The organism is Micromonospora sp. DT47, from assembly GCF_049844475.1.
In the GTDB taxonomy this organism is placed as follows: domain Bacteria; phylum Actinomycetota; class Actinomycetes; order Mycobacteriales; family Micromonosporaceae; genus Micromonospora.
Map to the genome: position 1 here is coordinate 14596 of NZ_JBNCLC010000017.1, position 23522 is coordinate 38117.

The 23522-nt window shown below is 68.7% G+C and carries 23 protein-coding genes and 2 pseudogenes; 5 read left to right on the plus strand and 20 right to left on the minus strand.

Annotation, left to right across the window (positions count from 1 at the left end; genetic code table 11):
• Window positions 1-18 precede the first annotated feature (18 nt).
• The 3 genes from ACLQ2U_RS22840 to ACLQ2U_RS22850 all read right to left on the minus strand — a co-directional run bounded on the left by ACLQ2U_RS22840 (window position 19) and on the right by ACLQ2U_RS22850 (window position 2817).
• Window positions 19-1335 carry a hypothetical protein gene (locus ACLQ2U_RS22840; protein WP_425752779.1) on the minus strand — a complete coding sequence of 439 codons (1317 nt, stop codon included), beginning with the start codon at window positions 1333-1335 and terminating at the stop codon, window positions 19-21.
• 158 nt (window positions 1336-1493) lie between these two features.
• Entirely contained in the window at window positions 1494-1697 is a 204-nt protein-coding gene (locus ACLQ2U_RS22845) for a hypothetical protein (protein ID WP_425752780.1), read from the minus strand.
• 115 nt (window positions 1698-1812) lie between these two features.
• Window positions 1813-2817 (minus strand): zinc-binding dehydrogenase, encoded by a 1005-nt coding sequence (locus ACLQ2U_RS22850; RefSeq protein WP_425752872.1) that lies wholly within the window; start codon window positions 2815-2817, stop codon window positions 1813-1815.
• A gap of 277 nt (window positions 2818-3094) precedes the next feature.
• Between ACLQ2U_RS22850 and ACLQ2U_RS22855 the strand changes: the two genes are divergently transcribed.
• Window positions 3095-3280, plus strand: a complete 186-nt coding sequence (locus ACLQ2U_RS22855; RefSeq protein WP_425752781.1) for a hypothetical protein — start codon at window positions 3095-3097, stop codon at window positions 3278-3280.
• 308 nt (window positions 3281-3588) lie between these two features.
• On the opposite strand, the gene ACLQ2U_RS22860 is transcribed toward ACLQ2U_RS22855, so the two are convergent.
• The 6 genes from ACLQ2U_RS22860 to ACLQ2U_RS22885 form a co-directional block, all read right to left on the minus strand.
• Window positions 3589-4503 (minus strand): DUF4184 family protein, encoded by a 915-nt coding sequence (locus ACLQ2U_RS22860; protein ID WP_425752782.1) that lies wholly within the window; start codon window positions 4501-4503, stop codon window positions 3589-3591.
• Window positions 4445-5164 (minus strand): septum formation family protein, encoded by a 720-nt coding sequence (locus ACLQ2U_RS22865; RefSeq protein ID WP_425752783.1) that lies wholly within the window; start codon window positions 5162-5164, stop codon window positions 4445-4447. Before ACLQ2U_RS22865 ends, ACLQ2U_RS22860 begins: the two co-directional genes overlap by 59 nt.
• Before the next feature lie 137 nt (window positions 5165-5301).
• Window positions 5302-5784, minus strand: coding sequence for an SUKH-4 family immunity protein (locus ACLQ2U_RS22870; protein WP_425752784.1), 483 nt, complete (start codon window positions 5782-5784; stop codon window positions 5302-5304).
• Window positions 5785-5886: 102 nt separating this feature from the next.
• Window positions 5887-6261 carry a hypothetical protein gene (locus ACLQ2U_RS22875; protein WP_425752785.1) on the minus strand — a complete coding sequence of 125 codons (375 nt, stop codon included), beginning with the start codon at window positions 6259-6261 and terminating at the stop codon, window positions 5887-5889.
• 192 nt (window positions 6262-6453) lie between these two features.
• Window positions 6454-6813: a hypothetical protein gene (locus tag ACLQ2U_RS22880; RefSeq protein ID WP_425752786.1), complete on the minus strand. Its 360-nt coding sequence runs from the start codon at window positions 6811-6813 to the stop codon at window positions 6454-6456.
• 145 nt (window positions 6814-6958) lie between these two features.
• Window positions 6959-7945, minus strand: coding sequence for an LLM class flavin-dependent oxidoreductase (locus ACLQ2U_RS22885; protein ID WP_425752787.1), 987 nt, complete (start codon window positions 7943-7945; stop codon window positions 6959-6961).
• A gap of 179 nt (window positions 7946-8124) precedes the next feature.
• Between ACLQ2U_RS22885 and ACLQ2U_RS22890 the strand changes: the two genes are divergently transcribed.
• Window positions 8125-8721 (plus strand): TetR/AcrR family transcriptional regulator, encoded by a 597-nt coding sequence (locus ACLQ2U_RS22890; protein WP_425752788.1) that lies wholly within the window; start codon window positions 8125-8127, stop codon window positions 8719-8721.
• A 149-nt stretch (window positions 8722-8870) separates the two neighbouring features.
• Here the strand turns inward: ACLQ2U_RS22890 and ACLQ2U_RS22895 are convergent, their stop codons facing one another.
• Window positions 8871-9020: a hypothetical protein gene (locus ACLQ2U_RS22895; protein WP_425752789.1), complete on the minus strand. Its 150-nt coding sequence runs from the start codon at window positions 9018-9020 to the stop codon at window positions 8871-8873.
• Between the two features lie 185 nt (window positions 9021-9205).
• On the opposite strand from ACLQ2U_RS22895, the gene ACLQ2U_RS22900 reads away from it, so the two are divergent.
• Window positions 9206-10195 (plus strand): recombinase family protein, encoded by a 990-nt coding sequence (locus ACLQ2U_RS22900; protein ID WP_425752873.1) that lies wholly within the window; start codon window positions 9206-9208, stop codon window positions 10193-10195.
• A 750-nt stretch (window positions 10196-10945) separates the two neighbouring features.
• Here the strand turns inward: ACLQ2U_RS22900 and ACLQ2U_RS22905 are convergent.
• From ACLQ2U_RS22905 to ACLQ2U_RS22930, 6 genes and pseudogenes are all read right to left on the minus strand, one after another.
• The gene (locus tag ACLQ2U_RS22905; protein ID WP_425752790.1) at window positions 10946-13078 is read right to left on the minus strand and encodes a glycoside hydrolase family 3 protein; all 2133 of its coding nucleotides are present in this window, start codon (window positions 13076-13078) and stop codon (window positions 10946-10948) included.
• A gap of 500 nt (window positions 13079-13578) precedes the next feature.
• Complete coding sequence (locus ACLQ2U_RS22910; protein WP_425752791.1) at window positions 13579-14643, minus strand: integrase core domain-containing protein; 1065 nt, start codon at window positions 14641-14643, stop codon at window positions 13579-13581.
• 236 nt (window positions 14644-14879) lie between these two features.
• Window positions 14880-15500: a dihydrofolate reductase family protein gene (locus tag ACLQ2U_RS22915; protein WP_425752792.1), complete on the minus strand. Its 621-nt coding sequence runs from the start codon at window positions 15498-15500 to the stop codon at window positions 14880-14882.
• Window positions 15500-16006, minus strand: a complete 507-nt coding sequence (locus ACLQ2U_RS22920) for an SRPBCC family protein (protein ID WP_425752793.1) — start codon at window positions 16004-16006, stop codon at window positions 15500-15502. The genes ACLQ2U_RS22915 and ACLQ2U_RS22920 overlap by 1 nt, the downstream gene beginning before the upstream one ends.
• A 3-nt stretch (window positions 16007-16009) precedes the next feature.
• Window positions 16010-16351: an ArsR/SmtB family transcription factor gene (locus ACLQ2U_RS22925; RefSeq protein WP_425752794.1), complete on the minus strand. Its 342-nt coding sequence runs from the start codon at window positions 16349-16351 to the stop codon at window positions 16010-16012.
• Between the two features lie 117 nt (window positions 16352-16468).
• Window positions 16469-16674, minus strand: a pseudogene (locus tag ACLQ2U_RS22930) (IS1634 family transposase); the annotation flags it as partial.
• A 575-nt stretch (window positions 16675-17249) separates the two neighbouring features.
• Here ACLQ2U_RS22930 and ACLQ2U_RS22935 point away from each other — a divergent pair.
• Window positions 17250-17981, plus strand: a complete 732-nt coding sequence (locus ACLQ2U_RS22935; protein WP_425752795.1) for an alpha/beta hydrolase — start codon at window positions 17250-17252, stop codon at window positions 17979-17981.
• 10 nt (window positions 17982-17991) lie between these two features.
• Here the strand turns inward: ACLQ2U_RS22935 and ACLQ2U_RS22940 are convergent, their stop codons facing one another.
• Entirely contained in the window at window positions 17992-18117 is a 126-nt protein-coding gene (locus ACLQ2U_RS22940) for a hypothetical protein (protein WP_425752796.1), read from the minus strand.
• A gap of 1058 nt (window positions 18118-19175) precedes the next feature.
• Window positions 19176-19880, minus strand: a complete 705-nt coding sequence (locus ACLQ2U_RS22945) for an IS6 family transposase (RefSeq protein WP_425752874.1) — start codon at window positions 19878-19880, stop codon at window positions 19176-19178.
• Window positions 19881-19927: 47 nt separating this feature from the next.
• Here ACLQ2U_RS22945 and ACLQ2U_RS22950 point away from each other — a divergent pair.
• Window positions 19928-20323, plus strand: a pseudogene (locus tag ACLQ2U_RS22950) (dihydrofolate reductase family protein); the annotation flags it as partial.
• Window positions 20324-20474: 151 nt separating this feature from the next.
• Here ACLQ2U_RS22950 and ACLQ2U_RS22955 read toward each other — a convergent pair.
• Window positions 20475-21074 (minus strand): dihydrofolate reductase family protein, encoded by a 600-nt coding sequence (locus ACLQ2U_RS22955; RefSeq protein WP_425752797.1) that lies wholly within the window; start codon window positions 21072-21074, stop codon window positions 20475-20477.
• 568 nt (window positions 21075-21642) lie between these two features.
• On the minus strand, window positions 21643-22245 hold the full coding sequence (locus ACLQ2U_RS22960; RefSeq protein WP_425752798.1) for a hypothetical protein: 603 nt from the start codon (window positions 22243-22245) through the stop codon (window positions 21643-21645).
• Window positions 22246-23522: the final 1277 nt, after the last annotated feature.

Genomic DNA, 23522 nt, shown 5'->3' on the forward strand with positions numbered 1-23522 from the left:
CACGGCGCACCGCGCCCGTCATGCCGGCAGCCGTTCCGCCGCGGCGAGCCGAACGTCCTCGTCCTCGATCGGGTCGTCGCGCAGCTCGGCCAGCCAGCTGCGGGCGTCGTCGGTGAGCGGGGTGTGCCGGGCGGCCAGCAACCGCACCGAGGGTTCACAGTCGAGCAGGTGAATCGGCAGTACCTCCATGGTGCGCTCCTCGTCCAGCAGCAGCAGGCTGCGCAGGTAGCTGGCCCGCTCGTACGAGTGCGGCGACGCGACGGTCAGCCAACGCAGCCGGCGGATGAGCATCGCCCTGGTGTCGGTGTGAGCAGCGGGTGGCGCGGCCATGAGGATGCGGGCGAGCCCCTCGGTGAGGACGTCATAGCCGCACCACTCGTCGCCGAGCTGGTCAAGTGCGGCGAACAGGACTGCGATGTCCTGTTCGTCGCCCTGCTCGGCAAGCAGGTGCGGGGCGTTGCGGAACAGTGGGTGGTCGGCATCCGCAGCCCAGGCCCGGGCAAGCGGGAGGACCTGGGGGCCGAGCGTGCGTAGCGCGCCGAACAGACCCGCCGGCCGTGCGGGTGCGAGCCGCTCGACGATGTCGAGGAGTTCGGGTATCGGGCGCCCCCGATGGCGGATCTGCCCGAGGGCCAGACCCATGGCGGCGGCGTCGGTGTCCGTCGACCGCAGGAGGGCTATCAGGTCTGCGTCGGATGCATCGGTCAACGAGACCCGGCGGACGCAACCCGGTGAACGGCTACGAACGGCGGCGCCGAGCACCGCATCGAGCCGGGCGTCCCGGCCTCGCCAGCGGGACCAGGGATGCTCCGAAGGCCACAGCTGCGCCGTATCCCCGACCCCGACCCGCATGGCAGCGGTCTCCCACAGGTCGTCCCACCACTCAACCGGCCATTCAACGGTGAGAGTGGTCAGTGCGTCGATCCAGCGAACCCCGTTGTGGATGTATCGGCGCAATGCCTCGCGGGCCTGCCCGCCACCTGCACGAGCCAGTGTCGTCAGCACCCCGACGGCCAGGTCGAACTGATTGTCCTCGTCGCTCGGGTCGGACTCCAGCCAGGCCCGGTATGGGCCGCAGGCGTGCAGCTGCGCGATCAAAGGAGCCACGTCGAGACGCAGGTCGCGCAGCAGTCGAGCCAGGTAGGTGGAGCGCGAGTCGGTCTGCCAGTCCCACCGGGTGTCCCGACCGCAACACTGATACACCAGCTCGGCGCGCTGCCGCTGGTGGCGCAGCCGGGCGACGGCAACCCCGCGACCCAGTTCCAGTGCCCCGTACAGGCTCCGGTACGGCGCGTAGTGCCAGCTGTGTGCGCAATCCCCGTCCTCGCAACCCATCGTCGAAAGTATGGGCCGGGCCCGCGGCGCTCCTCCACCGGTTAACTGCGACTCGCTCACTCCCGCGTGACGACGGTCGACGAGGGACACCAGGTCGTGGCCAGTCCTCTCGCGGTCCTGGGGGGGCTGCGAGGACCACAAGCCCTAACCCGCTCCGGTCAGCTCTCCTCACCGACCGCCGGCCGGTACCGCTCCGCGAACGCGACGGCGTCGCCCGGCAGTCGCTCGTCAAGGACCAGGCGGAACTCCGGTTCATCCGGTGCTCCCTCGCCGAGGCCGACGTGCACCTGGACGACCTCGTTCTTGTCGGTGTGTAGCCGAGCGGCCTGGGCCGGCGCTCGCCCTGCACCGGCGGGGGTCACGCGGCCCGGCGTCCGCCTTCGGTCTGATCGCGCTCGCCGGTGCGGTGGGCTGGTGCTCCTCGCGCTCACCGCCTGACCGGGCCGGAGCCCGGCCCGCGGGAGGTGACGCTCGGATTCACGGGCGCAGGATGAGCCGGATCGGGTTGCCCTGCTTGTCGTGGACCCGCCGTACCGCCTCCTCCGCGTCGGCCAGCGGCAGCACGTCGCTGATCGAGGCGGTCAGGTCAATCCGGCCCTGAGAGGCGAGCGACACCAGTTGCGCGACGTGCTCCGCCTCCGAGCCGTAGTGGCCGAGCACGGCCTGCCCCAGGTAGTTGAACCGGGTGTCCGACGGGATGATCACCTGCTGGCCGGCGATGCCGGCGAGCACCAGCCGCCCGCGCGGCCCGAGCACCGTCAGGGCCTGCTCGCGGACCGGGGTGACGCCGGCGAAGTCGAACGCGACGTCCAGACCGCGCGCGTTGGTCAACTCCAGCAGGGCGTCCCGGAAGCCGACGTCCTTGGGGTTCAGGGCCACGTCGGCGCCGAGCATCAGCGCCCGGTCCCGGGCCGCCGGCAGCGGATCCACCGCGACGACCGGGGCAGCGCCCACCAGCAGGAGCAGCTGCACCGCGTGCGCGCCGAGGCCCCCGACGCCCCAGACCCCGACCGCCTCCGCCGGCCGGACACGGGCGGTGTCGGTCACCGCCGCCCATGGGGTGGAAACCGCGTCAGGGATGATGCAGGCGTGCTCGAACGGCAGGGCGTCGGGAATCAGCACAACGGTGTCCTCGCGGGCCAGCGCGTACTCGGCCCAGCCGCCGTCGTAGTCGACGCCCCGGGTCAGCGCGGTACCGCGCCGGTCCCGCTCCCCCGCCTGGAGCAACACCCGCTGACCCGGCTGCCAGCCTTCGACGCCCTCGCCCAGGGCGTCGATCACGCCGGCCACCTCGTGGCCTAGCGTGACCACGTCGCCGGGCAGGTTGAGCGGGGTGAGGGTGCCGTCGATCAGGTGCACGTCCGACAGGCACACCCCGGCGGCGGCCACCTTGATCCTGACCTGCCCGCGCCCCGGCTCGGGCACCGGCACCGACTCCATCCGCAGCGCCCGCTCGGTCACGTGCAGCCGCCCGGCCAGCATCTCCGCCACCACGACACCCCTCTCCCTGCGACGACCTCGACCGTGCCGCGTACCCGGGCAGGGGCACGCGATGCCGGCGGCGGCGGAAAAAGCGCCGGCCGGGGCGGATCGCCGGGGTGGCAGGCCGACGGGCCGGTAACATCCGGTCACAGAACCGGCGGAACGAGGACCACCCGTGGGCGCTCGATTCGAAGAATTGGCCTAGCGGGAGACCCCGATCGGGGAGATCAGCCTGCGCCGGCGCCGCGACCCGCCGCTCGACGTCGACGTGTACGAGGTGAAGCTCGACGACGAGTTCCTGATGTCCAGTCTCTTCCCGGTCGCGGAGATCGAACTGGCCCGGCTCGGGATGGCGCAGCTGACCGGGGACGCGCTGGACGCGGTGGTCGGGGGTCTGGGCTTGGCTACACCGCGCGGACCGCGCTCGAGGACCCGCGGCTGCGCTCCCTGGTCGTCGCGCTGAAGGCGCGAGCTCTTCCGCAGAGTGGGGCTTGAGCCGGACACCGTAGGGCTCACCGCGTCCGTCCCTCGGCGAGGATCGGATGGGCAGCAATCGGGCGAAAGGCGCGAAAGGCGCCTAAGGCCGGTGGGACTGACACGAGACGAGAAACCGGTACTGACATCCGGCTGAGAAATCTCACATGCGGGCTGCCGGCTCAGCAACTGGCTGTCCCGGCTGGAGTGCCATAAGAGTCACTATGGTGTTCGCTCCTCCAGTTTGGATCCTCGCCGGCCTGACAGCTCAACCCTTGTCCCCTTGAGCGGCTGCGGTCAGCGCGGGCCCGGGTGGTCGTGCCGGGCCAGCACCGCGTAGCAGGCAGCGAGGACGATCGCGGTCGTCAGACCGGCGCCGCCGGCGCGGGTGACGGCCAGGAACACCATTCGCTGCGGTGCCACGTCCTCGGTGGCGGCCAGGGCGGCGCCGACTGCGGCGGCGAGCGCGATGGCCGTCCAGGCCGTCACCACGAGCACCCGCTCGGCTGGCGGCCGCTGTTCGGTCGCGGTCGTGGGCGACTGCGTACGCCACCATCGGACCAGCCAGACGACGACGGCGGCGGCGCCGATGACGGTGCTCACGCGCTGCGCCCAGCGATAGCCGGCCGTGCCGAGGTGCGACTCGGTCAGCCAGCCGATGTGCGTGGCGCCCCACATCCCGTCGTGCGTGAACGAGTCCCACAGCACGTGGGTCGCCGCGCCGGCCACCAGCGAGACGACCAGCATCGCCGCGCGGCCAGCCGGCCGATGACGCTGACGCGCGGGCCGGGACAGGCGCTCGCGGAGCCGGGCCGGCGAGATGGCGGTCAGGAAGCGGGCCAGCAGCCCATGCCACAGGGCCACTGCCACCAGACCCAGCACCACGTCGACGCCGAGGACGCCGGCGAGCGAGTGGGTCAGCGTCGCCTCCAACGGCAGCGGCAGGTAGTAGGGCAGGTCGGGAACCATGCTCCCGATCACCAGGGCCGACGGCACCAGCCACGCTGACCGCGTCAGCGGCAACACGGCCGCGACGTGACTACCGGTGAACGGCACCTCGCCCCCCTCGCTCGGATGGATCCCTGGTGTGCTGCCACCGCTGGCTGGCGGTGTACAGGCCGCGCACAGCGGTGCGGCTCTGTCGCCGCAGGGGTCAGCCGCGCATGGAGCCGGTGCTCTTGCCGGCGGGATCCATTGCGACGCAGGTGACATTATGGTCACCTCTGATCCACGCTCGCTGCGTCGGATAGAGGACGAAGAGTTCAAAAGATTCAAAGTCCGCCGTCGGGGCGTAGGACTCGAAACGGTCGTGGCAGCCCTGGTCCGCCTTCTCCAACACGTGCCCCTCGCCGGGCCAGTCCCTTCCCGACAACGCGAAGGCGGCGAAGACCTCGCCCTCGTGTGGTTGCGCACAGGGAACCGCCGGCAGACTGAGAACGTTGTCGCTGTCTTCCAGGTCGTTGACACAGTCGCCCGGCCGCAAATGCCGGGCACTCACCGAACCGCCGTCGGTTAGCTCGCCGGAGGGGTCGCGGTCGGCACCCGACGCGATCGCCACCACGATCAGTGCGGCCAGGCCCAGCACCCAGACACCGGAGAGCACCAGGCCGGCGATCGCCAGCCCTTTGCCGCGGTAGGGTCGGGTACGCATCTGGACGAGCGCGACGATGCCGAAGATCACGCTGAGCAGGACCCCACCAATGACCCCCAGCACCAGGGAGGCCACCGCGAAGCCGTTGATGCCCGGGTCGGGGGTCACCGGCTGGTAGGGCTGGTACTGCGGATACGGCCGGTAATGCGACCTCTCGTCGCCAGACGGCGCGGACGGGTAAGGCGGCAGCGCGGGTTGACCGGGCGGATCGAGTTGGGCCACGGCGGGGACCATATCAACGATCTTGGGCAGGAGCAGACCCACTGTGATCTGTGGAAGGCGCCCGACTGGGGTGGCGCTTAGGTGCTGAGTAGTTTCAGCTGGGGTCACCAACCAGCCGCCACAGATTGAAGATCAAGTTAGGCCATGTCTACCATTTCTTCGATGATCGCGGCCCACCAGGCGCCTTCCCTGGTTGCCGGCTCATCCACCCGAACAAGCTCTCGACGGACGCTTTCCGCACGGTCACAACAGCGCCGTCCCTCCTCCACCTCGGCGAGACGGGCCATCTCACCCACATGCTGGAGAAAGACCGCGAAACGGCCGACGTCGCGGTTCATGAAGGTGACTTCGGGCGAGCCATCTTCCACCGGGACGACAGACCACACCGATCCCTCAGCGAGGTCGATCTGAACCTCGCAGAGGCCGTGCCAGGCGCGCCCGATCGCTAGCCGTGACGGAGAATCTGGTGAAAGGCTGGCCCTCTCGATTGGATAGGCCTCGAAGAGAACCTCCACCTCGCGCGGCAGTTCCACCTCAAGCAGCCCTGAAGCCCCCGACGGGACAACCCCACCGAAGATCCGGCGCAGGTCTGACTCCGAGTACCGGACGATGTCCCGCATCTCCTAAGAACCTCCACCTGAGACCCGTGGAACTGGCGCCGATAAGTGGAGCGTCGGCGAGAACTATCGCGCAAAGACCGATCCATATACCCCAGCCCACGTCTACAGACAGCCCGGATCGTGGAATGATCGAAGGCGATCGCGCTTCATCCATCCGCTGACGACTTCCACATCGGTGCTGGCCTGAATGGTCGCCGTTCTTGCTGAACCAGGCAAGGGCCACGCCTGGACGTCGCGCCACTGCTGGTTCACCAGGAAGACTGACAGTGCATCGCCGCCAGCGTGGCCACATACACGAGCGGCACGATCGAGCTCAACGTCCGGCACTTTCAGCTGCGCCAGTTCCTCCGGGCCGCCCCAGTGGCACTCGCAGTTGTACTCGTTGGGATGAGCAGCCACGCCGCGGAAAGTGGCCGCGATGCGCTTCAGTGCGACGTCAAGGCGAACCCGTTCGGGCGCCCGTCGGGGATTCGTCATGGGAGTTCACGTTTGAGGACTCCGGCAGCCTGAGATGGCCGAAGATCGCTACCCTCCTGGGCCAAGTGCCAGGTCGCCATGGTCGATCTCCCCAACATGCGCCGTCCCGACCGACCGAGCAGAGTCTTCGCGGTTGCGACCCCGCCCAGGGGCTCGGTGGGCTAGGCGTCGGCCAGCAGCAGCATCCCCGCGTCAGTAGGTGCAGCAGCCGGTAGCCGGTCTCCCCAACGGTGTCCGGCCCGAACCCAGCAGCGCCCGGGTGCCGCACTCGACCAGCACACACAATCGCAGCATCGGGTAGCCCCACTCGTAACGCGGCCCCCGGCGTCGGCGGTAGACCGTCTCGACGGCGCCGGCGGCCGGTACCCGCAGCAGGGTGCCGTCGACGGCGACCACCCGCCGGCCCCGCCAGAACACCCCTGGCGTGTGCGGGGTACCCACCGGCCCGGCGACCGCCTCGAACAACGCCCGCAGCGGCGCCGGGCCCACTCGCCGGCGCGCCTTCGACAACGCCGACACGCCCACCCGCGTGGTGACAGACTCCTGCTGCAACGGAACTCCTCTCGCCGAATCGTTCTTGGTCGAACTTCGACATAGAGGAGTTCTGTTGTTTATGCAACCGCAGGGCTTGACACACCGGTCACAGCCTTAACTCCACGGCGTTGTGCCTGGCAAGTCGAGCGATCATGAGCGGCGGTCAGGCGTGGGCGGGCTGCATCGCCTCGGCGAGCAGGGCGACCGAGCGCAGGCGGGCCTCGCCGGTGGCGTGGTGGGCGACGATCAGCTCGTCGGCGCCCGCCTGCCGGACGAAGGCCTCGAGGTAGTCGCGCACCTCGGCGGGTGTGCCGAGGGCGGAGTACTGCAGCATCTGGTCGACGTGCGCGCCCGCGCCCTGGGCCAGGAGCTGGTCGGCCTGCTCGTCGGTGAAGCTCTGCCCGCGCCCGAACAGGCCCGTGGCGAACGCCCGGCGGGTGGCCTGGAACTGCTCGCGGGCGGCGGCGGCGGTGTCCGCGGCGACGACGTTGACCCCGGCGATCACGTACGGCCGGTCGAGCTGCTCGGACGGGCAGAACTCCCGCCGGTACGCGGCCACGGCCGCCTCCAGGGCCTGCGGCGCGAAGTGCGAGGCGAACGCGTACGGCAGGCCGAGCGCGGCGGCCAGGGTCGCGCCGAACAGCGACGAGCCGAGGATGTACAGCGGGATCTCGGAGCCTTTACCCGGCACCGCGTCCACGCCGGGGATGCGCGACCGCCCGGCGAGGTAGGCCTGCAGCTCCAGCACGTCCTGCGGGAACGCCTCGGCCGACTGTGCGTCGCGGCGCAGGGCGCGCATGGTGTTCTGGTCCGAGCCGGGAGCACGGCCCAGGCCCAGGTCGATGCGCCCCGGGTACATCGCGTCGAGGGTGCCGAACTGCTCGGCGATGGTCAGCGGCGTGTGGTTGGGCAGCATCACCCCGCCCGCGCCGAGCCGGATCTTGCGGGTGAACGTGCCGACGTGCGCGATCAGCACGGCGGGCGCCGAGGAGGCGATCGTCGGCATGTTGTGGTGCTCGGCGTACCAGACGCGCTGGTAGCCGTGCTCCTCGGCGGTGCGGGCGAGCTCGACGCTGGCCGCGATGCTGTCGCGCGCGGTCTCGCCGGGGCCGATGCGGGCCAGGTCGAGGATGGAGAGCGGAGTGGGCATGCGGCGGTCCTTCTGACTCGAGCGGGCACCGGCGGGCCGTGCCGGATCAGGCCGGCGTGACCAGGCTCGGTCCGCCGGCCGGACCCGGTGGACCCGGTCGGCGTGAAGCGGAGCACTTGCTCCGCCTTCCCTCCGACGGTAGCACCGAAACGGAGCAACCGCTCCGGTAGGATGTGTGCATGACATCACCAGCCACCCGCAGCGACGCCGCCCGCAACCGGGGCCGGCTGCTCGACGCCGCGGCCGGGCTGATCGCCGAGCGCGGCAGCGACGTCGACGTGCGCGAGATCGCCCGCCGGGCCGAGGTCGGCATGGGCACCCTCTACCGCCACTTCCCCACCAAGGAGGCGCTGCTCGACGCGGCGCTGGAGCACGTGTTCACGTCGTGGGCCGAGCAGGCGGCAGCCGCGCTGACCGGCCGGGCCTGGCCGGATCTGAGCCGGTTCCTCGGCGACGCGCTGACCCGGCAAACGGCGTCCCCCGGCCTGCTCGACGCGTACTGCCAGGCGCTGCCCAGCCAGGCCGGCAACACCGCCCGCCAGCACTGCCGCCAGCAGGTGGGACCGCTGATCGCGGAACTGGTCCGCGCCGCGCGGGAGGCCGGCGAGCTGCGCCCCGACGTCACCGCCGAGGACGTCTCGCTGCTGCTCGTCGCGCTGGGCCGGATCGCCCCCGTGGTCCCCGAATCCGCCTGGCGCAGAGTGCTCCAGGTGGCCCTGGACGGCCTGCGCGCGACCGCGGCCACGCCCATGCCCATGCCCATGCCCGCCCAATGATCCACCGACTGAGAAGAAACTCGGGCCGTGACCACGTGCGCGGCAGCATCCCGGCGTAGCCGGGACGAGGGCATGGCGGTGGGCTTGCCGTGTCGGTGCGGGGTGAGCCTGCGGCCCCACCTGCGGGTCAGGTTCGGCCCGAGCCTTGATCACCGCGATTGGTCGTGGACCGCGCGGAAGTAGTGCGGCACCCCTCTGACAGCGGCCAGACCAGTCCGTGGTCCGTCGTACCAGTCCATCTCCACATAGACGGGATCGAAGTCATCGCCTGTGCAGGGCTCGTCGATCGGGTTGGCCATTGGGGAAGGCTACCGAAGCCGCCCATGCTGAACCGCCGCCCGTGCTGGATGTACATGAGGGGGATCTGCTCGCGGCGTGGATCGACCGCAAGACGCCGAGAACCCGCCGTCGCGGTCCTGCCGCGCCGGTCGGGCCGCGGTTCGCGTTCTACGGACGGGTATCCACGAGGGACTATCAGGATCCAGTGTCATCGCGTCGGTGGCAGCTAGACGTCGCGACGGAGCTGATCGCCGGTCGGGGCCGGATCGTGGTCGAGTTCTTCGACGTCGGCCGCACCCGTGAGCTGTCATGGGCCCAGCGGCCGCAGGCCGCCGCGCTGCTGGCCGCACTCGCCGGTCCCGATCGCGGGTTCGACGCGGTCGTGGTCGGCGAGTACGCGCGGGCGTTCTCCGGCAGCCAGCTGAGCCGCCTCGCGGAGACACTGCGTCACCACGGCGTCGAAATGTGGATCCCCGAAACCGATGGGCCGGTCGACTTCGACGACGTGACTCACAAGGCGCTCATGATGATGCTGGGCGCTCAGGCCAGACGCGAGGTCCAACGGGCCCGGTTCCGCACGACTATGGCGATGCAGGCGCAGGCCCGCGAGCAGGGCCGCTACCTGGGCGGCCGGCCGCCCTACGGGTACCGGCTCGTTGACGCGGGACCCCACCCCAACCGCGCTCACGCGCAATGGGGCCGTCGCCTGCACCGGCTTGAGCCGGACCCGGACACCGCCCCGCACGTGGCATGGATCTTCGCCCAGCGGCTGGCCGGGCGCAGCATCGCCGGCATTGCCCGGGCGCTCAACGAGATGGGAGTGCCGTGTCCCTCGGCCGCCGACCCCGTACGCAACCCGCACCGCCCCGGCGACGCGTGGCGGCTGCGGACCGTGGCGGCGATCCTGGCCAACCCGCGCTACACCGGACGACAAGTGTGGAACCGGAAGCGCAGCGACCGGGAACGCACACAGGACGACCTACCCGGCCTGCTCCAGGCGCGGCGGCTTGCCGCCCGTACCCAATGGGCGCTGTCGACCAAGCCCGCGCATCCTGCCCTGGTCAGCGAGCAGGACTTCCTCGCCGCGCAAGCCGTCAGCGCTCTGCCCCAGGCTGCGGACGGAACCAAGCGCACGTACCTGCTGGCCGGGCTGTTGCGCTGCGCGTTGTGCGGACGCAGCCTGGAATCGCAGTGAAGCCACGGCAACCGTTGCTACCGGTGCCGACACGGTCACACCACCGCCCACCAGCCGACCGCACGACAGGTTGCCAACCCGCACCTGCGCGAGGACGTCATCATCGCCCGCGTCCTCGCGCAGCTTCCACATATCAGCAGCGATGACCTCCAGGCCCGGCGTCACCTCGCGCACGTCCAGGCCACCAACGAACCAGGCGAGCTTGCCCGACTCCTGCGTGCCTACGCGATCACGATCATCTGCGATCAGCGGAGCGTTGCACTGGAAAGCGACAGTCATCGTCAGTCGTAAATGCTTCGCAGGGGTTTGCGTGTCCGAGCGACACGAACCATTGCCCCACCGCCGATGACGATCGGCAAGACTCTGAGACTTACACAAGGCTAACTGCTTCGTGACCTCTTCGGGTCCGCCGAAGAGGTCACCGTGCAGGAACCCCTGGTCAACGCGCTGCCTGTGGGATCGCAGTCTCAGGTCCCGGGACGTATACCGCACCTGCGCGACTGGCCGCAGAGCCAGGCATCGATTCAGCAGCGATGATTCCGGCCGGCCCAGGTGCTCAACGGACCAACGCGCGCACGCCGTACGGCAAGCAGCGCCAACTTGACCACTTCGACCTTCACTGGGAGGTCAAGGGCCATCAGTTCGCCGCATCGTTGCTGCTCAACGCCTCGGCGCGCGCCGCCGCTCTTCAGGAGCTGGTGCTTATCCGGTGGTGGTTAGCACCAGCTCCTGAAGGAGCTGTGACCTGGTTTAGCGCGCCACGCTCTTGAGCAGCTTCAGCGCCTGCCCCTGGTTGCCGGTGAGCAGTGTGTGGTCGGCGTCCGCGATGAGCTGTGCCCAGTTGGCGGGTGCCCGGCCGGCGATGACCGCCTCCTGTGCCTCGTCCCGTGCCAGCGAAACGGGGTCGCCCGGGAAGCGCGGCCCGGTCCGCAGACCCCAGCCGAACGGGTACAGCGGCTGGTAGTCAGCATCGCCAACATTGATCGGCACCTGAGCCGCGTCCCGAGGCCAGCTCAGTGGCAGCTGACCGGTGAAGGGGCGCTTGCCGAAGAGCACGTCGGCAACCCCGGCGCCCTCGCTGCCCGGCAGCCACGATGCGACGAGAGCATCGATCTGGCCGAGCTGGTCGGTGACGAGCTGTGGCCGGCCGGAGACGACGAGAACGACGCAGGTGCTGATCTCGGCGCATACCTTGTCGATGACCGCACGGTCACCAGCTTGCAGGGCGAGCGACTTCTCCTCCTGCTGCGGCTGGGAGCACCAGCCGCATTCGGGTCCGCCGATGTCCCCGTACCCCTCTGAGTAGGATGACTCACCGACCACCACGACCCCGACGTCGGAACCGGTGGTCGGCGCCGATGCGTCGGCGCTGTAGGTGACCGTCGCACCGGGAGCGACCTCGCGGATTCCCTCGAGGATCGTGGTGCCGGGGATGGCATCGCCTGAGGTGCCCTGCCAGGTGATCGTCCAGCCACCGGCCTGGTGGCCGATGTTGTCCGCATTGCGGCCGGCCACGTAGACCTTGGCGCTGGGGCGCAGCGGCAGCGCGTTGCCCGCGTTCTTCAGCAGTACCTGCGACTTCGCCACGGCCTCCCGGCCGATCGCCCGATGCGCCGCGCTGCCGACCCTGTCGATGTTGTCGGCCGACGCGTACGGGTGCTCAAACAGCCCGAGCTCGAACTTCTTGTGCAGGATTCGCCCTACCGCGTCGTCGATTCGCTCCTGGCTGACCCGTCCCGCGGTGACCTCGGCGAGCAGCAGCTCCTGGAACTGCGGCGCGTTGTTGGGCTGCATGAACATGTCCGTGCCCGCGTTGACGCCCACCCGGACCTTGTACGCCGTCAGCCCCCCATTCGTCGGCTCGGCCGGATCGGGGATCTGGTGGATGCCCTCCCAGTCGGAGATGATGAACCCATCGAACCCCATCTCGCCCTTGAGCACGTCGGTCAGCAGTTCCTGGTGGGCGTGCATCTTGACCGGGTTGCCGAGCCCGTCCTCCGTCCAGTCCACGCTGGAGTAGGACGGCATGACGCTGCCCACGCGGTGATTGCGTAGCGCCGGGCCATAGGGGGCGAGGTCGATGCGGGCAAAGTCGGAACGGTTCGTCACCGTGATGCCCTGGTCGATGGTGTAGCGCTGCGACCACCACGGCTGGCTTGCGTTGGCCGCGGCGATGGCGGTGTTGTACTGGGTGTCGCCGTCACCGGCGAAGTGCTTGGCCGTGGCGAGCACCCGGTCGTCGTTGTCGAGCTGACCCTTGCGGCCCTGGAGACCATCGATGATCGTGGCCATCTGAGCCGCCAGTGCTGGGTCCTCGCCGAAGCTCTCGTAGCTGCGGCCCCACCGCTCGTCGCGGGAGACGCAGACGCAGGGTGAGAAGTTCCAGGGGATGCCGGTCGCGCGTACCTCGGTGGCGGTGGCGTGGCCGATCCGCTCCGCCAGCTCCGGATCGCGGGTGGCGCCCAGCCCCACGTTGTGCGGGAAGATGGTGGCTCCGTAGACGTTGCCGTGCCCGTGTACGGCATCGATCCCATAGATCAGCGGGATCGCGAGGCGGGTGCTGAGCGCCTGCGCCTGCAGCTCGTTGACCATCGCCACCCAGGCCGCCGGGGTGTTCTGCGCGGGGGTGGATCCACCGCCGGAGAGCACAGAGCCAAGGCCCCACTGGGCGACGCGGGTGGGATCGCTGGCGACAGCGCTCCGCTCGGCCTGCGTCATCTGGCCGATCTTCTCCACAAGCGTCATCCGGCCGAGCAGGTCGGCGACCCGGCTACCGGTCGGCTGCGACGGGTTGAGATAGACAGGACGCTCGGCCCTTGTCTCGGCAGCCGAGGCCGCCGAGACCGGGGCCAGCGACGCGGTGACGGCGACGACGATGCTCATCGCGGCGAGCGTGCGCCGTCGTCGTATGGGTGATGATCGGATCTCCATCTAGGAACCTCCTCGTCCACGGGAATCGGCTGAAGGCTATGATGTACTTCATACACAGGTCAATATAAGTCGTGGAGGAAGCTGCTCGAGGCAGCGCAGCGTCGATGACCACGGTGGACGCGACGGGACCTGCGAGGGCGCTGTTGCGTTGGGGGACCGGCGGACATGTTGAACCTTGCCCCTGCCGAAAACCCCATCCGCCCTGGTGAGGGCCGGTGTGGCGTGTCGGTGATGTAGGCCCGGTTGCTGGGCGCTGGGCCTGGGCGTAGCTGGTGATCGATGCGGCATGATGGGCTGCCGTGCTGCTGCGACTGGCGTACTTGGGTGTGACGAATGCGTTCGCGGTGCTGCGCCTGCTGCCAATGAGCAATCGGGACAATGACGTGGAGATCCTTGCCCTGCGCCATCAGATCGCGGTGCTGGAACGTGTGGGGCTCGTAAAGCCGGTTCGGCTACGCTGCCTGCGAATACTCGTTGATCAACCCGCCGAGGATCGGGCGCCGTCGGACCCAGGCGGCGGTCAAGTCAGTGACTCCCGACGGCGGGTTGGGCGGCTGCTGGCCGAGCGATCGATGTGGGCGGTGGCCGTTGTAGTGGGCCGTGTACTCGGCGAGGACGGCCGCGAGGTGGCGCTCGCCGACGATGAGCATCCGGTCGGTGCACTCCCGGCGTACGGTGCCCACCCACCGCTCGGCGAACGCGTTCGCCCGGGGTGCCTGCGGCGGGGTCTTGATCACGTCGATGCCTCCGGCGGTGAACACGGCGTCGAAGGTGTTCGTGAACTTCTTGTCGCGGTCGCGGAGCAGGAACCGCAGCCCAGCCGCACGTTGGTCGAGGTCCATCAGTAGGTTCCGTGCTTGCTGCGTCACCCAGGCGCCGGTTGGATGCGCGGTCACTGCGCCGAGGTGAACCTTCCGGGTGGCGATCTCGACGAAGAACAGCACGTAGATCCGCTTGAGCAACACCGTGTCGACGGTGAAGAAATCACAGGCCAGGATCGTGTGGGCCTGGGCGGTCAGGAACTGTTTCCAGGTCGGTCCGGACCGCCGGGGTGCCGGGTCGACCCCGGCCTGGTTGAGGATCTTCCACACCGTGCTGGCCGCCACCGGGTAGCCCAAGCCGACCAGTTCACCCTGGATGCGGCGGTGCCCCCACGACGGGTTCTCCGCCGCGAGTCGCAGCACCAGGTCACGGACCTGCTTGTCGACCGGTGGCCGGCCCGGCCGGGCATGCGGGTACGTCCATCGTCGGGCGACGAGTTCACGGTGCCACCGCAGTAGCGTGGCCGGGGTGACGAAGAATACCGACCAGCGAGGGCGGGGCAGTAGCCGCGACAACACCGCCAGCACCACCCGGTCGGCCGGTTCGAGGACGGGGCGGGTCACCTGTCGGCGCAGCACCGCCACCTGATGGCGGAGCACCAGAATCTCCACATCCTTGGCCCCACCGTCGCGGGTGATCTGGGACAACATCTGCAGGATCTGGCGAAGCAGCAGGTACAGCAACCACGCGCTCATGGCCACGAGCATGACGGCTGCGCAGGGCTCGAGCTCGCACAGAACCGCACTTCAGACAGCCGAACCGAATATTCGAGCCCCACAGCGCCGAGCGGCCCGGTGCCACCGGATCCTCCCGGCTCCTTCCTGGCCATCCAGCAGGTGGGCTGGTCATCCCGGCAGGAGAACCGTCTGCGTGCCAACCGCGTGGGTGTTCCTTCGCGTCCGCCGTCCGCCGTGTGTCGTCCGCCGTGCGCCTACCGCTCCCGGACGGCGTAGGTGAGGTGCGTCACCCTCGGGGAGGGCTCCGCGCGGACCGGCGCCAGGGCCACGCGGCCCGCGTCCACGCCCTCGAACAGGCGGATTCCGGAGCCGAACAGCACGGGTGAGAGCGCGATCGAGAACTCGTCGATCAGGCCGGCGTTCACGTACTCCAGGATCGTCGCGCCGCCGCCCGCGATGCGGACGTCGCGGTCGCCGGCGGCCTCGCGGGCCTGGTCGAGCGCGGGCTCGATGCCGTCGTTGACGAAGTGGAAGGTGGTCCCACCCGGCCGCTCCCAGGGGTCACGCTTCTCGTGCGTCACGACGAACACCGGCGTGTGGAACGGCGCCTCCTCCGGCCACATCTGCTCGCCGGCGTCGAACATGCGCTTGCCCATCACGCTCGCGCCGGTGCGCTCGAACGTCTCCCGCACGATGTCGTTGTCGCGCCCTTCCTCGCCGCCCTCGCCGAGCTTCAGGTTCTCCCGGAGGAAGCGCTGCGGGAATATCCACTGCTGCAGTTCCATCCACTGCTGCCCCATCAAGTCCTCGAGGGACTCGGGCGCGATGAAACCGTCCAGCGACATCGACACGCTGAAGAACACCTTCCCGGCCATCAGCCCTCAGCTCCCTTCCGAACGATCTCGGTGACGTAGCCAGCCAGCTTGCTCAGGGTCTGCTGGCCGCCCTCGATCGCGTGGTACTTCTCGACCGCCTCGTCGCGCAGCTCCTTGGTGGGGAACACCGTGCGCATCACGATCCGGGTCGCCGCCCCGTCGGGCGCGAACGTCAGGACCGACTCGAAGGCGTTCGGGTCGCCGCGGGACTCACCGTGCAGCAGCGCGATCCCCTCCGGCGGGACGATCTCGGTCCAGGAGATCCACTCCTGGTAGTCCGTCCCGTCCGGCCCGTGCATCACAAAGTCCCACTCCCCGCCGACGCGGAACTCGAACGACCGCGTGGTGGTGGTGAACCCCTCCGGCCCCCACCACCGCGACAGGTGCCGCACCTCGGTGAACGCCTCGAACACCAGCTCCCGTGGGGCGTCGATGACCCGGGAGATCACGATCTCGCGGTCAGCCGTCGCGGACTGCGCCGGCGCTCCTCGTCCCATCTCGCTCATCAGCTACTCCTCCTGCCTTGCCTGCTTCAGGTCCTGCACGTACGCGTCCAGCCGGTCGAAGCTCTCGTTCCAGAACCGCTCGAACCCGCCGGTCCACTCGTGGACCGGTCGCAGCCCGCGGGCGTCAAGGCCGTACAGGCGCTGCTTGCCTGCCTTGCGGTCTCGCACCAGCCCGACCTCCCGGAGCACCCGCAGGTGTTTGGACGCCCCCGGCTGGGTCATCCCCAGTTCCTGGGCCAACTCGGTCACCGGCCGCTCACCCGCCCGCAGCAGCACCAGGATCTCCCGGCGCTGCGACTCGGCGATCGCGTTGAAGACGTCCGACGTCGTCGCTGCTCGTGCCATGGACGCCATCATATACCGTTATCGGCATGCGTCAAGCCGGGAGGAATCAAGCGGGTCTTGTCAGATGACGATCATGACCCTTGTCACCTGACTCGGCTCAGGCTAGTGCGCACCTCGTCAGTTGATCTGGGCCAGCGCCTCGCGTAGGTCAGACGGGAGTGGGTCTCGGCGGTCAGGGTGTGGGCGCCGACCCTGATCTGTACCGTGCGGTAACGCCGCGCGGTGCGCACGAAACGCTTGATGGACCAGCCGGTCGCGTTCTCGACGAACCTGGTGACCGCGAGCGCGGCGAACACGATGGTCAGATGGGCCTCGATGGACTCGTCCGACGCGGAGGGAAACCAACAGACACCGCCGAGCCCGGAAACCGCAAGGTAAATCCGGACACTCTCACCCGGCGCCGTCCGGACCTACCCTGCGAGTCGCTGGTCGGCGCCTTGATCATCCGCAACCTTGAACCGGACGCGACAACCGTGGCCGGTGTCCTTTCCGGATGAGGATGGCGATGTTCGAGGGTAATTGGCGGGACTGGTGGCGGAAGTTCGGAGGTAGGCGGCGGGCCTTCGACAACCAGCCCGGAGAGGCCGGGGCACTGTCTCGGTGCCAGCCGCTGACCGAGGTATGGCTTCGCCATGCTGCGATCACGCCACAGGCCGAAGCCCTTGACTGCACGGCCTTGGCCTTGAGGCGAGTGGCTCCGTGGCGTCCGGCCACGGAGCCTCCGCGGAAACCCGTTGGCGGACCACGGCGACCACTGCTACTTTTCCGGCGGCCGTGCGAGAGATCGAGGAGGTGGTACCCGTGAACGCAGTATCGACATGGGTGCTCCCCTCCGGGGTCACGGTCGGGCGATAGGTCGTCCGGGAGCGCCGTTCACGAGCACCCGAAAGGCACGACCATGCGATTCACTTCCGAACAGCGCCTCGACGACGGCGTCCTCGAACGCGGGTTCACCCTCGGCGAGATCCCCGGCATCCTGTGGACGCCCGGATTCGCATCCGCACCGGCCCCGCTGATCCTGATCGGCCACCCCGGCGGACTGCACAAGATGTACCCCCGACTGGTGGCCCGGGCCCGGCACTCCACGGCGGAGGGCTTCGCCGCGGCCACCATCGAGCTCCCCGGGAGCGGTGACCGGCCCCGTTCCGCCGCCGCCGAGGAGGCCCGCGCCGACCTGCGCCGGGCGCTGGAGGCCGGCGAGCCGGTCGACGACGAGATCGTCGACCGGCTCGTCCTCCCGCTGGTCGAGAAGGCGGTCCCGGAATGGCGGGCCGCCCTGGACGCCCTCCTTTCGCTGCCCGAGATCGGCGGCCCGGTCGGGTACTCGGGAGGGGTGATCGCCATCGGCATCCGGCTGGCGGTGGTCGAGCCGCGCATCTCGGCCGCCCTTCTGTTCGCCGGGAGTTTCGTGCCCCGCACCATGTTCGAGGAGGCCCGACAGGTCACCATTCCGCTGCAGGTCCTGCTGCAGTGGGACGACGAAGGAAACGACCGGCAGATGGCCCTGGACCTGTTCGACGCCTTCGGCTCCAAGGAGAAGACGCTGCACGCCAATATGGGCGGGCACACCGGCGTCCCGCAGTTCGAGGGGGACGACGGGAACCGGTTCTTCGCCCGGCACCTGAAGTGAGGCCGGGCCGTCAGGCCGGCAGCAGACGATAGGAGCTGTCGGCCAGGATGCCGCTCATCGAGGACAGGTCCCGGCCATCCTCGATGGCGGTGGCCAGCAGATGCACAACCGCCCCGACCGCGGCGGTCTCAGCCATCGGCGGTACCGGCCGGTCGGGGCGGTGCGGGCTGCGTTGCTGATTCCGCCATCTTGGTCCGAACAACCCAGTGGTCATCCGCAGTTCAGCACCGAGAGGCGGCGGCCCGCCGGTGTGGTTTATCTAGAGCCCGAGCTCCGCGCCTGGCCCTGCGGCCCGCGGGGTAACGCGTACCGCCGAGCTGTCCGCCCTCGTGCCGCCGTCAGTGTTAGCGCGGCGGGATCACTTCCACCCCGTGACCTGCGCGTTTGGTGATCTATCTTCATCTGATGGACGGTTCCTTCGTTCGACGTAAGCGACGGCGGGTGGTTTGGGAGTGGATCGTGCTGAGGCGCCGGGCGTGGCCGGGCTGCACCAGTCGAAGGGGTATCCGTTGCGTCCGGAGGAACCGCTACCCTGCCGCCGCGACACGGAGTGGCAGACGACGGCGCCGCGCCGGGCACGCGGCGGCGGACGAATGCGCCCACTGCCCTTCCTGGTCGCCCCAAACCGGGTACCGACGCCGTCCGGTTGCTCACGCGAGTTGAATGTGTCGCGTGATCGTATGGCTCAACGGCACCCACGGTGCGGGCAAGACGACGACCAGCCTGCTCGTGCAGCAACTGATTCCGGATTCCCGGGTATTCGACGCCGAGAAGGTCGGCGAGACACTCATGGACATCTCGCCGGGGCTGCCAAGCACGGACAACTTCCAGCACTGGCCGCCGTGGCGGCAGCTCGTCGTCGAGACCGCTCGCCGCGTACTCGACTACACCGGCGGCACCCTGGTGATGCCCATGACTGTGCTGGTCGAGCAATACTGGCGCGAGATCAGCACGGGCCTCGCCCGACATGCCATCCCGGTAAGGCACTTCGTCCTCCACGCTGACCAGGACACCCTCCGCGGGCGTATCGAGGCGGAACACTCCGTTGCCTCCCCGTTCCGCCTCAGATACCTCGAGCCCTACGCCGAGGCGGCCTGCACCTGGCTGCATGCCGAGGCCGAGGTCGTCGACACCACGCACCTCACGCCCGCGCAGGCCGCCCTGCAGATCGCCCTCCTAGCTACCGGGGGAGGCTCACCTGGGCCTGCTGAACGCCGAAACGACTCGGAGCTTGGGCTGACTGTCGAGCCCGAGTTCGTAGTGTCCGCGGCGGACATTCTGCATGAACGCGTGTCCGGCGATGATCACCTGTGCGGTTGAGGCGGTCCGGAGCCCACGCATGGGTCGTAACCGGTGCTTGAGCTGGCTGTGATCGGCCTCGATCGGATTGTTCGCGTGCCGCTCGACGTGGTGCCAGGCCGAGGGGATCAGGTCGTCGAGCACCGCTGGGTAGACCGGGGCGGCGTCGGTGACGACCTCGCTGGGCGTCACCTTCAGCATCCGCAGCGCCCGCCGGAAGAACCGCCGGGCCGCGGCGGCATCACGGCGGGCCGAGACGAGCACGTCAATGACCTGCCCGTGCTGGTCGACCGCCCGGTAGACGTACCGCCAAACCCCGTTGACCTTCACGTACGTCTCGTCGACAGACCCCCGGTCACCGGGCGAGTGGCGAGCGAACCGGGCCGCGTCCGCCAGCAACGGGGTGAACCGTTGCACCCACCGGAACACGGTGACGTGGTCGACCTCGACACCGCGCTCAGCCAGGAGTTCCTCCACGTCCCGGTAGGAGAGGTTGTAGCGCAGGTACCAGCGGACCGCGACGACGATCGCCTCTGCGGGGAACCGGAACCCGGTGAACGCCGACCTCGGAGGCGACCAGGGACGACCAGGACTCGACAGCTTCACCCGTCAAACCTGCCTCGATCCCTGGACACGGACAACGCAACAGACCCCTCGGGGACGTGCGCAAGGTGGTCGTCTCGCGCCAGCCGCTGGAGTTCTCCTGGCGCAACTCCGAGCTGATCAAGGGTGACCTTCTCGATGCCGTCACCTCGCTCAAGGCCGATGCCGGCATCAGAGGCATCCTCATCCCCGGGTCGATCTCCGTGGTGCAGCAACTGCTCGCCGCGGGGCTGGTCGATGAGCTGCGCCTGCTGGTGCATCCGGTGGCGGCGCGTAAGGGCCGCAAGCTGTTCGACCAGGGCGACGCGCCGTACCACCTGAGAATGACGGCGACGGAGGCGTTTCCGACGGGCGTGATCCGCGTGATCTACTCGCCGACCGCGGCACCCACCAAGGTCCGCTACGACGAGGTCAAGGACCAGGTACCCGGAGGGAAATAGCCGCCTTTGCGGGGAGGATCGCCGCATCGGCGCCACATCCGTCGGTCAGCACGGATGGGTTCCGGCACCTAAGGGCCCACGTCCGCACATCAGCATTGCGCGCGTTCGACCAGGCTGTCGCAGCGCCCGACTCCGACGGATCAGTTGAGGCTCAGCGATCTTTCGGCCGGACAAGGAAGGCGAGGTGGGTGGCGATCGGGCCGTTAGCAACTCCCGTTCGCTCAAGGTCGAGCCGTGTGAGCTCAGGGGGGTCGAAGAGGCGGGAGCCCGCGCCGATGAGGATTGGCGCCAGATGGATCCGCAACTGGTCGACGAGCCCTGCTCGTAGGCACTGCTGTGCGATGTCAGCCCCGCCCATGACGCAGACGTTTTTGCCGGCTGCGATTGTTCTCGCTTCCTTGACTGCTTGATCCACGCCGTCTGTGACGAAGGTGAACGTGGTGGGGCCCTTGGTGAGCGTGGCCTTGGCGCGTTGGGTGACGACGAAGCACGGCGTGCCGAACGCGCCGTCGTCGCCCCATAGATCAATGCCCACGTCGAACGTCCGTCTGCCCATCACGAACGCACCCGTCGTCGTGAACATCTCCTGCACGGCTTGCCCATCCGCGTTAGGGCCATCGCTGCCCCCGGTGTTTGTGATCCAGTCGTGGAGGTGCTCGGCGCCCTCACCGAGGGGACTCGTCACACCGACGTTACGGCCGGCCGTAAAGCCGTCCAGGGACATGGTCATGTTGACGACTACCTGCGTCATTCGTCTGGTTCCTTCCAGAATCCTGCTCGGCTGGTGCCGCTTTCGAAAGTGGAGACTGGCGGCCAGCGACGAACTCATCGGTCGGCGGCGACGCCACTGGCGACGGCTGGCGAGCCGTGGACCATCAGGCGGCCTGCGCTGCCAGAACTGTCCTCACCGGACGCGCGCTCATGCTGCGCTCAGGGTAGTACCACACCGCCGCTCCGCCTATCCCACACCTCTTGCGCTGACGACGGAAGCGCCTTGCAGGCGCGCACACGTACGACCTAATAGGAGAGGTCGGCGGGTACCAGTGGCAATTGCCCCCATCGACCGCCCCTATTCCCCTACTGAGCCCTTTCATCCTGTCATGGCAGGTGAGGCGGCATGGGCGGTGGCGGCGTGTCGATGCTCCATGTAGGACGGGACTCCCGGTAAGACAGCAGTCGACCAAGATCCGGTGCCCCAACCGGGAGCCTCGCTGGGTTGTCTTACCCTGCCGCGATTCCGCTGTCCACCCGAACCCTGCGCGTGCGGGGTTGTCGAGGGTGATGGCGTGGATCCGCTCGTCAACAGACAGCCTGGTCAGTTACGGACACGAGATGCCGAGGCCCTCATCTTTGCGCTTTGCCGTCGTGGTCGCCTCGGCGTACACATCTGCCGCCTGACGTATGTTGATCGGGGAGAATATGTCTGTGGGACTGGTGTTCTTTGGAAGTTCCTGCATTAGGTCCACGAAGATTGTCAATCGGTCGAGCCGGACGCCGTACACGTCGAGCCAGTCCTTCGCCTCGTCCCTATCGTTCGGATCCCATGGCAGTGCGAGGTCACTGACCTCTTTGTACAGATCCGAATGGGCGGCTTCTAGATCTTGCAAGGCAGCAACGTGTTCCTGTAGAGACCGCGCCGCTTTGTCGCGCTCGCGTGCGGCCTCCGCCCGCGGCCGCGCGGCCGCGCAGCTCTTGTTGACGTCCGACACCCAGTCCGGCAACGGCCGCCGGCCAAGCGCCAGCTGCCTCCCGTCTGCCAGCAAACCGAGGACGGCGCTCACCAGCATCACCCCAGCCAAGCCAGCCAATACCCAACGGGTCCGCATTGTCACCGGACGAGGGATCCAGTTCGCCAGGACCGCGCCGACCATCGTGAGCACGCCCAGAATCACGATCAGGAGTAGTCCCCGCACGGCAGTCACGGAGGTCATCCTTTCATAGCGATTCGCCGATGGGCCGCAACGGCGGCTTCAGTGCGGCGAACAGCTTATACTCCAACCGGAGATATTGACCTGGGCTGAGCGGGAGGTGGCTGTCCGGGGCGGGAACGGCCACCATCGACCGGCGGCCAGCTCACGGTGCCACCGCAGCAAGGTGGCGGGGTAACGAAGAACGTCGACCAGCGGGACCGAGGCAGCAGCCGCGACAGGGCTGACAGCACCAACCGGTCGACGGGCCCGAGGTCCGGGCGTGCGACCTGCCGGCGCAGGACCTCGACCTGATGACGTAGCACGAGAATCTCGATGTCCTTGGACCGCTCGCCGCGCAGGCCTTGCACCACGAGCCGCAGGATCTGACACAAGACCAGGTACCCGAAGGACAGGAACATGCCCGCCACCATGCCTCGCGGTCGGCTGGCTGGGCCCCACAAAACCGCACCTCAGAGGCCAGAACCGGGTTTCCGAGCGGTACAGGAGTGCGCAGGATCTCGATGCCCTCCGTGGCGAAGACCTCGTCGAACGGCGCGATGTACTTGCTGTCACCATCCCGGATCAAGAACCTGAACCGGGCGACTCTGTCGCCGAGGTCCATCAACAGGTTCCGGGCCTGCTGAGTGACCCACTCCCCCGTCGGATGCTCGGTGGCGCCGAGAACGTGAACCCGCCGGTTGCTGACCTCCATCAGGAACAGGACGTAGATGCGGGTCAGCCCGATCGTGTCCACGTGCAGGAAATCGCAGGCAAGGATGCCTTTTGGCCTGGGCGGTCAGGAACTCGGTCCAGGTCGGCCCGCCGCGACGCGGAGCCGGGTCAACACCGGCAGCGGTCAGGATGGTCCACACCGTGCTCGGCGCTACCCGATAACCCAATCTGAATAGTTCGCCCTGCACCCGGCGGTGACCCCAGGTCGGGTTCTCCCGGGCCAGACGCAGTGCCAGGGCGCGGATCTCCGCCCGTATCGGCGGGCGCCCGGGTCGTCGTTTCGGGTAGGTCCACTTCCGGGCGACCAGCTCACGGTGCCACCGCAGCAAGTTGGCGGGGGTGACGAAGAACGTCGACCATCGCGAGCGAGGCAGCAGCCGCGACAGGGCTGACAGCACCACTCGGTCGACGGGCTCGAGGTCCGGGCGTGCGATCTGGCGGCGTAGCACCGCGACCTGATGACGTAGGACGACAATCTCGACATCCTTGGACCGCTCGCCGCGCATGCCCTGCACCGCCAGCCGCAGGACCTGACACAAAACCAGGTACCCAAAGGA